The organism is Candidatus Accumulibacter aalborgensis, from assembly GCF_900089955.1.
GTDB classification, from domain to species: domain Bacteria; phylum Pseudomonadota; class Gammaproteobacteria; order Burkholderiales; family Rhodocyclaceae; genus Accumulibacter; species Accumulibacter aalborgensis.
In genome coordinates, this window is record NZ_FLQX01000035.1 from 167,767 (window position 1) to 179,754 (window position 11,988).

The 11,988-nt window shown below is 63.6% G+C and carries 11 protein-coding genes; 6 read left to right on the plus strand and 5 right to left on the minus strand.

From position 1 onward, the window contains the following. Nucleotides 1–2 precede the first annotated feature (2 nt). A complete protein-coding gene (locus ACCAA_RS03870; RefSeq protein ID WP_186405921.1) occupies nt 3–1,748 on the plus strand; it encodes a cation:proton antiporter domain-containing protein in 1,746 nt (581 codons plus the stop codon). Between the two features lie 161 nt (nt 1,749–1,909). Here the strand turns inward: ACCAA_RS03870 and ACCAA_RS03875 are convergent, their stop codons facing one another. Beyond that, nucleotides 1,910–4,600 carry a cation-translocating P-type ATPase gene (locus tag ACCAA_RS03875; protein ID WP_186405922.1) on the minus strand — a complete coding sequence of 897 codons (2,691 nt, stop codon included), beginning with the start codon at nt 4,598–4,600 and terminating at the stop codon, nt 1,910–1,912. Further along, complete coding sequence (locus ACCAA_RS03880; RefSeq protein WP_186405923.1) at nt 4,590–5,594, minus strand: sodium:calcium antiporter; 1,005 nt, start codon at nt 5,592–5,594, stop codon at nt 4,590–4,592. The genes ACCAA_RS03875 and ACCAA_RS03880 overlap by 11 nt, the downstream gene beginning before the upstream one ends. 109 nt (nt 5,595–5,703) lie before the next feature. Here ACCAA_RS03880 and ACCAA_RS03885 point away from each other — a divergent pair, with 109 nt between their 5' ends. From ACCAA_RS03885 to ACCAA_RS03895, 3 genes are all read left to right on the plus strand, one after another. Then, nucleotides 5,704–5,844 (plus strand): hypothetical protein, encoded by a 141-nt coding sequence (locus tag ACCAA_RS03885; protein ID WP_186405924.1) that lies wholly within the window; start codon nt 5,704–5,706, stop codon nt 5,842–5,844. Further along, nucleotides 5,845–6,648 (plus strand): SIR2 family NAD-dependent protein deacylase, encoded by an 804-nt coding sequence (locus tag ACCAA_RS03890; RefSeq protein WP_186405925.1) that lies wholly within the window; start codon nt 5,845–5,847, stop codon nt 6,646–6,648. It begins immediately after the preceding gene. A 73-nt stretch (nt 6,649–6,721) separates the two neighbouring features. Further along, nucleotides 6,722–7,297 (plus strand): DUF4337 domain-containing protein, encoded by a 576-nt coding sequence (locus ACCAA_RS03895; protein WP_186405926.1) that lies wholly within the window; start codon nt 6,722–6,724, stop codon nt 7,295–7,297. Between the two features lie 164 nt (nt 7,298–7,461). On the opposite strand, the gene ACCAA_RS03900 is transcribed toward ACCAA_RS03895, so the two are convergent. After that, entirely contained in the window at nt 7,462–8,367 is a 906-nt protein-coding gene (locus tag ACCAA_RS03900; protein WP_186405927.1) for an SHOCT domain-containing protein, read from the minus strand. Nucleotides 8,368–8,642: 275 nt separating this feature from the next. On the opposite strand from ACCAA_RS03900, the gene coaBC reads away from it, so the two are divergent. Together coaBC and dut are read left to right on the plus strand one after the other, a co-directional pair. Then, nucleotides 8,643–9,860 (plus strand): bifunctional phosphopantothenoylcysteine decarboxylase/phosphopantothenate--cysteine ligase CoaBC, encoded by a 1,218-nt coding sequence (gene coaBC / locus ACCAA_RS03905; protein ID WP_186405928.1) that lies wholly within the window; start codon nt 8,643–8,645, stop codon nt 9,858–9,860. Beyond that, nucleotides 9,836–10,297 carry a dUTP diphosphatase gene (dut, locus tag ACCAA_RS03910; protein WP_186405929.1) on the plus strand — a complete coding sequence of 154 codons (462 nt, stop codon included), beginning with the start codon at nt 9,836–9,838 and terminating at the stop codon, nt 10,295–10,297. The genes coaBC and dut overlap by 25 nt, the downstream gene beginning before the upstream one ends. A 22-nt stretch (nt 10,298–10,319) precedes the next feature. Here the strand turns inward: dut and ACCAA_RS03915 are convergent, their stop codons facing one another. Together ACCAA_RS03915 and ACCAA_RS03920 are read right to left on the minus strand one after the other, a co-directional pair. Further along, nucleotides 10,320–10,808: a disulfide bond formation protein B gene (locus tag ACCAA_RS03915; protein ID WP_186405930.1), complete on the minus strand. Its 489-nt coding sequence runs from the start codon at nt 10,806–10,808 to the stop codon at nt 10,320–10,322. A gap of 12 nt (nt 10,809–10,820) precedes the next feature. Further along, nucleotides 10,821–11,984: a DesA family fatty acid desaturase gene (locus tag ACCAA_RS03920; RefSeq protein WP_186405931.1), complete on the minus strand. Its 1,164-nt coding sequence runs from the start codon at nt 11,982–11,984 to the stop codon at nt 10,821–10,823. Between the last annotated feature and the right edge of the window lie 4 nt (nt 11,985–11,988).

Consider the following 11,988-nt stretch of genomic DNA (forward strand, 5'->3'; position numbering starts at 1 on the left):
CCATGGACCCTCACTCTTTCGTTTACTCAGCCGTTCTGCTGCTCGTCGTCGCCTCGATCGCCGTCGCCGTGTTCCGGCATTTCGGCCTCGGTTCGATCCTTGGCCTGCTGGTCACCGGGGTTATCGTCGGACCCCATACGCCGGGGCCTTTCGTCACCACCGAGGTCGATGGTGTCCGCCACTTCACCGAACTTGGGGTGGTGCTGCTGTTGTTCCTGATTGGTCTGGAGATGAAGCCGCGCCGCCTGTGGGAGCTGCGGCGGACGCTGTTCGGTCTCGGTTCGCTGCAGATCGTCCTCTCGGCGCTGTTCATCGCCGCCTATTTCAGACTTTTCCAGCCAAACTGGTCGACTGCACTGCTGATCGGCGCCAGCTTCGCCCTCTCGTCCACCGCCTTCGTGATCCAGATGCTCCAGGATCAGGGTGAAATCGCCAGCCCGCACGGTCAGACCGCTTTCGCCATCCTGCTGATGCAGGACCTGGCCGTGGTGCCGCTGTTGGCCATGGTGCCCATCCTCGCCGACACCGGCCCCTTGCCCAAGGAGGTGCCGTTGTGGGAGCAGATTGGCGCGGCCGTCGCGATGGTGGCTCTGGTGGTTGTCGGCGGCCGCTATGTCGTGCCGCGGATTCTGGACTATCTGGCCCGCCGGCACAACCGCGAGGCCTTCTTCCTGGTCGCCATGGCGGCGGTATTCATTGCTGCCTGGGCAATGGACCGCGCCAGCATGTCGATGGCGCTGGGCGCTTTCCTGATGGGCATGATGCTGTCGACCTCGCGCTACAGCCTGCAGGTCGAGGCCGCAATGGAACCTCACAAGGGTCTGCTGATGAGCCTCTTCTTCGTTGCCGTCGGCATGTCGGTGGACGTCGGCGCAGTCGCCCAGCAGCCATTTCAAGTCGCCCTGACGGTACTCGCGATCATCGTCATCAAGGTCGTCGTGCTTTACGGACTGTGCCTGTGTTTCGGCACCGGACGCAGCACTGCCTTCCGGGTCGCCTTCCTGCTTTCGCAGGGCGGTGAATTCGGTTTCGTGGTCTTCGGCGCTGCCAAGGCCCTCGGCGTCATCGATGATCAGGTCTTCGTGATGGCCGTCGCGGTGATCTCGCTGACCATGCTGCTCACGCCGCTGCTGGCCAAGCTCGGCAACCGGCTGGCGATATGGGCAGCCGAGAAAGCGACCGAAACTCACGAGGACTCGCGCTATCAAGCCCAGAGCGACGAAACCGAAACCCAGGTGGTGATCGCCGGCTACGGCCGCGTCGGCCATACGGTGGGCACCATCCTCGCCAGCAGCGACATTCCCTACGTCGCCTTCGACACCGATGCAGCCCTCGTCGCCCGGTGGCGCAGCGAGGGCCATCCGGTGTTCTATGGCGATGTCGCTGACCCGGAACTGCTTGGCAACGCCTCTCTGCACCGCGTCGCCCTGGTGATCCTGACCATCGACGACGGCCCTACGGCGATTCGCGCGGCGACGCTGATCCGTTCGCACGTACCGCAAATGACGATCGTCGCCCGCGCTCGCGACCTGGTCACCTGCGACGCCCTGCACCAGGTCGGCGTCAGCCATGCCTTTCCCGAGACACTGGAGGCCAGCCTGCGCCTGGCAGCGCAAAGCCTCGAAGCGCTGGGCATCTCCACGGACCAGACGGACATGCTGCTGCGCGGGATGCGCAGTACGGATTACGCACTGGTGCGCCTGGGCCCCGAGGCTGCGCCCCGCTCGACGACTGCGCCGGAAGCCTGATGGAGCAGCAGACCGCGCACCGACTGGAAGGCAGAGATACCACCAGTGACCGCACTTGAAGAGGGTTTTGTCCTGACAAAGTGCCCGGCAACCTCGCCGGGTGACCCGCACGGCTGCCGCCGGTCATCCAGGGAAAACCAACCAAGCCTCGGGCGGCACAATCACTTGCGCTGGCCGTCTTCGGTGGGCAGTTTGTTCGGGAAAAGCCTCCACAGGAACTTTCGCCCTTCATCGAGCAACACGACCGAAGCGGCGACGGCTATCGCCAGGCCCCAGTCCTGCCATGTGAGATCAACGGTCTCGAACACTGTTTGCGCCGGGGGCCAATGCACCACCAGGACCTGCAACGCCAACACCGCCGCCATGGCCTGCCAGAGCTTGCCATTAGCGAAGAAGCTGGCGCTGAAGACGCTGCCGTATTCAGCACGCGCGTTGAAGACGTTAAAGAACTGAAACAGCACAAAGCTCGTGAACGCCAAGGTCAGCGCGTAGCGCTGGTCGTGCACCGCGAGTCCATGCTGGAACATGAACAGGGTGCCGACCATCATCGTCAAGCCGTACAGCGCGAGCCGCAGAAGGCGCTCGCCGCCGAGAATCTGCGCCGATTGCGACCGTGGTTTGTCGCGCATGAGCCCGGGACGGCCTGGCTCGACGCCCAGAGTCATGGCCGGCGGCCCATCCATGATGATATTGATCCACAGGAGATGGATTGCACTGAAGGGCGCCGGCCAGCCCAGCAGCGTCGCGGCGAGGACGGTGAGGATCGCGCCGATGTTGGTTGATAACTGGAAGCGCACGAACTTGACGATGTTGTCGTAGATCACGCGGCCTTCCCTTACCGCACGCACGATGGTAGCGAAGTTATCGTCGGTGAGGACCAGCGTGGCAGCCTCGCGGGTCACGGCAGTGCCAGTGATCCCCATCGCCACGCCGATATCGGCAGCCTTGAGCGCTGGGGCGTCATTCACTCCGTCGCCGGTCATGGCAACAACATGCCCGGCGACCTTCAGGGCACGCACGATGCGCACTTTGTGCGTCGGTGAGACGCGAGCGAACACGTTGATGGCATTGACGCGAGAGCTCAGCGCAGCTTCGTCCAGCGCATCGAGTTCGGCGCCGCTGAGCACTTCACCGGCGAGGCCCAACTCGCGCGCAATGGCGGCTGCCGTCGCCTTGTGGTCACCGGTGATCATCTTCACCTGTATTCCTGCTTCGTGGCACAGGGCAATTGCCGCTTTTGCCTCTGGCCTTGGCGGGTCCATCAGGCCGGCAAGGCCAAGGAAAGTCCAGTCTTTGGCCCAAGTCATCAGATCACCCGCCGCGTCGAAATCCTTCGCTGGAATGATCCGCTGCGCCACGGCGAGAACGCGCAAAGCCTGGTTGGCAAGACCTTCGTTCTCGCACTCGATCAGGCTGCGGGACGCCTCGTCCATGGCCTGCTCGCCATTCGCAGCGAGCCACCGGGAAGCCCGTGCCAGGACCACGTCCGGGGCGCCCTTGACGAGCATTGCCACCGCGTCGCCGGCAGGGTGAAAGGTGGCCATGAACTTGTGGGCCGAGTCGAACGGGATTTCAGCAATGCGCGGCTGACGCTCCTGTTCGGCTTCCGGGTCGAGACCGCCCTTCTGGGCCAGGACCCACAGAGCCCCTTCGGTCGGGTCGCCAATCAATCGGGCGTCGCGGACGCGGGAATCGGTGCATAACACCATCGGCAGCAGGAGCGGGCGCAGGTCCGGCACGGTTGAGGCGGTCAACAGGGCGCCGTCCGCCTGGTAGCCCTCGCCGCTGACCGAAAAACCTTGCCCGGCAAACCAGCCGGCACGGGCAGTCATCTGGTTCATGGTCAAGGTACCGGTCTTGTCCGAACAGATGACCGTGGTCGAGCCCAGTGTTTCGACGGCGGATAGCTTCTTCAGAATGGCGCCGTTCTTTGCCATGCGCCACATGCCGATGGCCAGCGTTACCGTAACCACCGTCGGCAAGCCCTCGGGAATGGCGGCGACCGCCAGGGCAACAGCGGTTATGGCTGCCTCGGTCCACGGCAGGCCACGAGCGGAATCGACCACGAAAATCAGCGTGACGACAAGCACGGCGATGCCGGCCAGTTTCTTGCCCAGCGTATTCAGTTGGCGTTGCAACGGGGTTGCCCCTTCCGCCGCGCTGGCGATCATTCCCGCCAGCTTGCCCATCTCGGTGCACATGCCGGTCTCGGTGATCAACAATTCGGCACGACCACGGGTAATCACCGTATTCATGAAGAGCAGATTGAGGCGGTCGCCCAGAGGCAGGTTCTCGGCGTCAAGTTCCGCCGTGCTCTTGCCGGCGGCGTGCGATTCGCCAGTGAGCGCGGCTTCCTCCACCTCCAGGTTGTGGGCGGCCAGCAGCCGCCCGTCGGCCGGCACCAGGTCGCCGGCTTCCAGCAAGACGATGTCGCCCGGCACCAGTTGACCCGCGTCGACGTCCGACACCTGGCCGTCGCGCCGCACCCGGGCACGCGCCGCGAGCATCTCCTTGAGTGCCTCCAGGGTACGTTCCGCCCGATGTTCCTGCCAGAACCCGAGGCCGGCGTTGAGCAGCACCACGATCAGAATCACCGCCGTATCCTTGATATCGCCGATCGCCCAGGCCAGTACCGCCGCGAACAACAGCACGATCACCAGAAAATTCTTGAACTGGTCCAGAAACTTGAGCCAGACAAGCCGTGGGACGGCTTCGACCAGCTTGTTCTCACCGTGCTCGGCGAGGCGTTCGGCCACCGTGGTCGTGCTCAAGCCTTCGGCTGGAATAACAGCCAGCGCGCGCGCCGCGGCGGACGTTGAAAGAGCGTGCCAGGGGCGGTGTTCAATGTCCATGGGCAAAGATGATCCAGGTGTTTATGACATAGAGGGCGAACAGGCCGAGGCTGATCCAGGTCATTCCCAACAGCATTCGGCCGCGCGGACGGAAGATCAGCCCGACGATGACCAGCGCGCACATCATCACAGCGGTCAGCGCGGTGAGTGCATGCGATTCGCTGACCGAGGCCAGCAAGGGGCCGTGGACAAAGGCGATGTCGTCGATGGCGAGAATCAAAACGTTGAACAGGTTGCTGCCGAGCAGGTTGGCAATGGCCATATCAATTGCGCCAAGGCGTAGTGCCGACAGCGTGACGGCCGCTTCCGGAGCCGACGTGATGGCGGCCACCAGCAAAGTGCCGACGAAGCTCTGGCCCCAACCCATGAGCTCGGCAATATCTTTGGCAACGAAGGGCAGCCACGAGCCGGCAGCAACAATGAAGATTGCCGCCACGGCGTAGCCGATGATCGCCCCGCGCAAGGTGACGCTGGCGTATTTTTGAGCCTGCTCTGCCACGAAATCGGCAACAGTACGCTGCTCGTACTGATAGACGACACGCATTGATACCAGATAGATGGCGACCATGAACGGCGAGTAGGCGCCAACATGGGCCAGCGCCGGACTGAATCCGCTGCGCTCCAGCAGCACGCTGAAGCCGGCGAAGGCCAGTAGCAGCGCGCCGAGCGCGGCGGACAGGATATGCCCCTGGGCGGCGCGGGTATAGAGCGTCTCGCGCCGGTAGAGAGCGTCGAGCAGTACCAGTATCAGGAGATTGAAGACGGCACTGCCAAGCACGTCACCCACGGCGATGTCGGGTGCGCTGGCCACCGTCACTGCGGAGAGCCCGGTCACCAGTTCCGGCAGCGACGTGGCGGTGGCCAGCAGGATCAGCCCGACCCAGGAGGCCGACAGGCCGGTCTTCTCGGCGATGATCTCGCCGTTCCTGGACAGGTGCCAGCCAGCGACGCCGATTAACGCAAGGCACAGGACGAGTTTTAGCCAAGAAGTCATGCCTTCTTGCTCCTGAACATGATGAGTAGAGGAATATAGGGTCTGAACGGGCCAAGACTCATTGTGACACGAACATCTGTTCTACCCCACGAGAGAGCGGACGAAAGCGATGCGGAGCAGAAGGAAGGCGCGAAAGCGCGTTAATATTCGCCGCTTCGCCCTTTTCGACACCGTCCAGGACCCCATGCTGCGCGCGATCATCGACCCGGACGCCGCACCGCTGCGGCCAGCCTGGGCGCGGGGGCTGTAATTGACCGCCGACTACCCGCGCTGCGCGGAACTGATCCGCGCGGCTGATGGCCTGCTGATCACCGCCGGCGCCGGCATCGGAGTGGATTCCGGCCTGCCTGATTTTCGTGGTCCGCAGGGTTTCTGGCGCGCTTACCCGGCACTTGGCCGAGCGCGCATCGCTTTCGAACAGATCGCCAATCCCGCCGCTTTCGCGTCCAGGCCCCGCCTCGCCTGGGGCTTCTACGGGCATCGGCTGAATCTTTACCGCCACACCGTTCCACACGAAGGCTTTGCCATCCTGCGCCGGATCGGCGAGAGTCTACCGAACGGCGCCTTCGTGTTCACCAGCAACGTCGACGGCCAGTTTCGAAAAGCCGGCTTCGACGAAAAGCGCATCAGTGAATGCCACCGCTCGATCCATCACCTGCAGTGCCTCGATGGCTGCCACAGCGGCATCTGGCCAGCCGACGATTTCCAGCCACAGTTGGACGACGAACACTGCCTGCTGACCTCGGGATTCCCGCTCTGCCAGTCGCTCGCCCGCCCGAATATCCTGATGTTCGGCGACTGGGGATGGCTCAGCGAACGCAGCGATGCCCAGGATGTCCGCCTGCAAGCCTGGCTGCGAGACGTGGAAACCCTGCTGGTGATCGAAGTCGGAGCGGGAACGAACATTCCGACGGTCCGTCTGATGGGCGAGCGCGTACAAGGGCAAGTGATCCGCATCAACCCGACAGAGCCGCAACTGACATCCGGCAAGGGCGTGTCAATCGCCGCCGGCGGTCTGGCCGCCCTACAAGCCATCGCCGCGGCGCTGCTGTAGAGCCGCTGGTGTACCGCTAGTGTACAATTCGCGCCCGGATCATCAACGCCAACCGAATGGAGGAGAAGGACAGATGTCAGATCACGGTTTCCACGTGCATGGCCCGCACGATCACGAAGTCGAGCACGTCGCCCAGCATGGCGGTGACACCTTCACGTCACGCGTCGCCGTCTTGACCGCCGTGTTGTCCACCGTCGGCGCCATTTTTGGCTACCTCGGCGGCCACTCGCAGAATGCCGCCCTGCTTTACAAGAACGAGGCGGCGATCCAGAAGACTTCCGCCTCGAATCAGTGGAACTATTATCAGGCGAAGAGCAACAAGCAGAACCTCGCCGAGTTGTCTATCGTCCTGACCACCGGCGAGGCGAGGGAGAAGTACGTCCAGGCCGTCGAGCGCTACAAGAAGGAGAAGGAGGAGATCAAGGTCGAGGCCGACAAGCTCGAAGCCGTCGCCAAGGAGGCGGACCACAAGAGCGATCTCGAAATGCATGTGCATGAGCGCTGGGCACTGGCCACGACGCTGCTCCAGATCGCCATCGCCATGGCCGCGATCACACTGTTGACGCGCAAGCGCTGGATGCTGTTCGGCGTCTGTGGCGCGACCGGTCTCGGCGTGCTGGTCGGTGCGATGGGCTATCTGCACCTCTGATTGGCGGTTACTGTCACGTATCACTACCGCGAATACTGCAACAACCCCGCGCTTTGCGCTTCACTGGAGGAAAAAGGGCTCGTCATCAGCGAAGGCAAGGAAGTCGCCCGCAGCTTGCCCGGCCACTGATCGCGCTGGCAGCGGTCGGCCCGCCCGCCGCGGGCTCAGATCCTGCTCAGTAGTTCGGTCTTCTTGGCAGAAAACTCTTCGCCGCTGAGAATCCCCTTGGCGTGCAGGTCGGCCAGTCGCTCGATGAGCGCGAAGAGGTCGCTCCCGCTGCCGGGCGGAGGCGCGCCGCGAGCGTCCGAAGGCAGCGGTGCCGAGGCCGCTACAGCGGTGGATACGGTGATTGGGATGGGCGCCGCAGCCTGGAGCATGCCGTCCACCGCAACGACCGGCAGGCTGGCCACGGCCACCAGGCCGTGCTGGCTGGAAAACGTCAGCGACCCGCCAGCGCCTTGCTGCTGCGAGAAACCACCGATCTGATGATCGAGCGTGTCGTAGATCGTCACCTGGCCACCGACTTCGATCGCCAGCCGGCGGGCCTGGGCAAAATAGGCGTAGCGCACGCCGTTCTGCGCGCCGGTGCTGGTCGGCCAGCGCAAATCCGCGCCCCACCACTCACCGGAATCACCGGCAGCGTGCGGCACGAACAGACTGACCGGACCGACCGGCCCCGCGCCATCCTGTAGCTGGTGGGCACCGCTATAGCTGCTGGTGAGTTGGCCGCTGTCGCGGCCCTGCTGTTGACCGCCGCCGCTACCCTGGCTCTGCGATTGAAAGCTACCCCCGCGAAGGAGGTCCGGCTCGCTGGTCAGCAGCGCGGCGAGGTCATGGCAGAGCCCGTCGACGCGGCCTTTCAGCGAGTGGTTGAACATATCGGACAGCATGGTCATGCCACCGCGCATCCATTGGCCGGAACCGCCGAATTCCGGGTGGTTGAACTGCGCCATGCTGCCCTGAGCGTGGATCACGGCCTCGAGCATGTGCAAGACGGCGGCCGAAGTGAAGCCATGCCGCTGAGCCAGGTCGTTGATCGCCTGCTGGCCGGCGGAGGAAAGAGGTCGCATCGAGGCGGTTCCAAATGGAGGCAAGAGAGTTGAACTCTAGCGTGAACCACCGATCCTGTCCGCCTGATTCTGCGGCACCTGGACGCAATCCTTGCCGGCCATCGCGTTTGCACGCTGCTTCCCGACTGTCGGAATTTTTTACAGGGACCATTTTCTGAGCAAACAGGGCCAACCGGCAGAGCAGCGGGTCAGGCAGTAGAGTCGACAGGTTCAATCTCAAGTAGAATGTGCCGCCACGCCTCCTCACCTGACTGAAGAATAGTACGCATGACACCATGGAACTAGCGGGAAAACGCCTCGTCCTCGGCGTCACGGGCGGCATCGCCGCCTACAAGGTGGCCGAACTGGTCCGCCTGTTGAGCAAGGAAGGTGCGTCGGTGCAGGTGGTGATGAGCGAAGCGGCAACGCATTTCGTCACCCCGGTCACTTTTCAGGCGCTCTCCGGCAAGCCGGTGTTCACCCACCAATGGGATCCGCGGGTGGCTAACAACATGGCGCACATCGACCTGTCGCGCGACGCCGACGCGCTCGTCGTGGCCCCGGCATCGGCTGACTTTCTCGCCAAACTGGCCCACGGACTGGCCGACGATCTCCTGACGACGCTGGTGCTGGCGCGCGACTGCCCGCTGCTCGTCGCCCCGGCCATGAACCGGCAGATGTGGGAAAACCCGGCCACCCGGCGCAACATCGCGACCCTGCGCGGTGACGGTATCGAGATCGTCGGTCCGGCGTCGGGTGAGCAGGCCTGCGGTGAGACCGGGCCTGGCCGCATGCTCGAGCCGGAAGAACTTCTGGCCGCGGTGGTCGCCCACTTCCAGCCCAAGCTATTGGCTGGCAAACGCGTCCTGCTGACTGCCGGCCCGACCTTCGAGGCGATCGACCCCGTGCGTGGCATCACCAATCTGTCGAGCGGCAAGATGGGTTACGCGATCGCCCGTGCCGCCAGCGAAGCGGGCGCGCAGGTGACACTGATCTCCGGCCCGGTCAACGTGCCCTGCCCGCCCGGTGTCACGCGCATCGACGTAACCAGCGCCCGGCAGATGCACGCGGCGGTTCACGACCAGATCGCCGGAAAGGATGTCTTTGTCGCCGTCGCCGCGGTGGCCGACTACCGGCCAACCCATCCGATCAGCCAGAAGATCAAGAAGAGCGCGCAGACCACGGCACCAACGATCGAACTCGTCGAGAACCCGGACATTCTGGGCGAAGTCGCCGCACTGCCGCAGCCGCCGCTTTGCGTCGGCTTTGCTGCCGAAAGCGAAAACCTGCATGAGTACGCGGAGAACAAGCGGCGCCGCAAGAAGATTCCGCTGATCGTCGGCAACCTGATCCACGACGGCTTTGGCGGTGACGAGAACACGCTGATCCTGTTCGACGATGACGGCCAGCAGCCGCTGCCGGCCGCGCCCAAGATCGACCTGGCACGTCAACTCGTCGCGCGCATCGCCGTCCTGCTCGACAAACGCCAATGCCAAGCGTCGACCCCCGAATAGACGTCAGGCTGCTCGATGCGCGTCTGCGCGACAAGCCGCCGCACTACGCCACCAGCGGATCTGCCGGACTCGACCTGCGGGCGTGTATCGCCGCTCCGATCGTAATTTCTCCGGGAGAAACGGTGCTCATCCCGACCGGCATCGCGATTCACCTGGCGGACCCGGCGCTGGCGGCAATCATCGTTCCCCGCTCGGGGCTCGGTCACCAACATGGCATCGTTCTCGGCAACCTGGTCGGCCTGATCGACTCGGACTACCAGGGCGAAATCCTGGTATCGACCTGGAACCGCGGCCAAGTTGCTTTCACGCTCCAGCCGCTCGATCGCCTGGCACAACTGGTCGTCGTCCCGATCCTGCGCGTGGCCTTCAATGTCGTCGAAGAATTTGCCGCCAGCGCACGCGGCGACGGCGGTTTCGGCAGTACCGGCCGGTCCTGAGCAGGCCTGGTGAACCCGGTCTTCAGCGCTCGTCGCGCCGGACCCACAGCCACACTGCGGCGACCATGAAGCCCAGGAAACAAACGATCGACCAGTTGGCCATCGACAGGCCGAGAAACAACCAGTCCTTGTTCGAGCAGAAGCCGGTGGCCATGAACATCGACGGCCAGCGGACGCCAAACCAGTCAACGATTTGCTCGATCAGCGTCGGCTCGCCAAAACCGCACTCCCTGCTCGCATCGGGATAATACTGGAGCCAGCTCTGGTAGGCGGCAGTCGCCACTCCGCCGGCGGCCGTCAAGCCAATCAGCGCCGCCCAGAGGCGCCGCCAGCCGGGCAGCAGCCCACCAGCCAACGCAAGAAGCGCAATCAGGAGATAGAGCAGCCGCTGAAAAATGCACAGAGGACACGGCTGCAGCTTCATCCAATCGCCGATCACCAGGCCGGCGGCGGTCAGCCCAATTCCCGCCAGCGCTAGCAGGCCAAAACGGGCGCGTAGCGACAAGTGCATCAGTTCGCTCGCTCAGGCCGGCACATAGCTGCGCAAGCGCATCGACAGTTCCTGCAACTGGCGGACACCCGAGCTTTCCGCCCTCGCGCACCAGTCCTGCAAGGTCTGGAGGAGTTGCTCGCGGGAAGCATTCGACCGCTCCCAGACGACGGCAAGCTCCTGACGCATGGAGTAAGCCGTTTCGAGCGCGGGACTCGCTCCGAACAGTGAGTCGAGTTGCCCGCGCAATTCGTGCGGAACGGCGTCTGCATCCGCGGCCAGCCAGTGCGTCAGTCCCTTGAAGCGCTTGCCATCCTGGAGCTTGCCGAGTTCCTCGCGATAAACCTGTTTCAGCGACTTGGCGTAGCGCGAAAGGACGTCGTACCGGTTGGTGATCACCGCCTGCAAGGTGTCGAAATCGACCACCGGGCGCAGCGTACCGAGACGAGGTCTGGGTGCCACCTTTTTCACATGCGCCAGGCCGAGCGCCGCAAGGATGCGAATATAGAGCCAGCCGATGTCGAACTCGTACCACTGGTTCGACAACCTGGCCGAGGTAGCAAATGTGTGATGGTTATTGTGCAGTTCCTCGCCGCCGATCAGGATTCCCCAGGGACAGAGGTTGGTGCTGGCGTCAGGTGAGTTGAAATTGCGGTAGCCCCAGAAGTGACCGAGACCGTTGATCACACCAGCCGCCCAGAACGGTATCCAGACCATCTGCGCGGCCCAGATCAGCAAGCCGGGAAGCACGCCGAAGACACCCACGTCGATGGTCAGCATGATCACCACGCCCAGCTTGTGCCACGGGGTGTAGAGATGGTTCTCGATCCAGTCGTCGGGTGTTCCATGGCCGTAACGCTGCAAGGTTTCAGCGTTACGGGCTTCCTTGACGTAGAGAAAGACGCCGCCCCAGAGGACCCGCCGGATGCCGAGGACCTGGGGACTGTGCGGGTCCTCGGCAGTCTCGCATTTGGCGTGATGCTTGCGGTGGATCGCCGCCCACTCCTTGGTCACCATGCCGGTGCTCAACCACAGCCAGAGACGAAAGAAATGCGCCGCCAAAGGATGCAGATCAAGGGCGCGATGAGCCTGATGCCGGTGCAAGAAAATGGTCACCGATGCAATCGCCACATGCGTCAGAACCAGCGTGGCCAGCACGTAACCCCACCATGGCCAATCGACTAAGCCAGCGTACATGGTT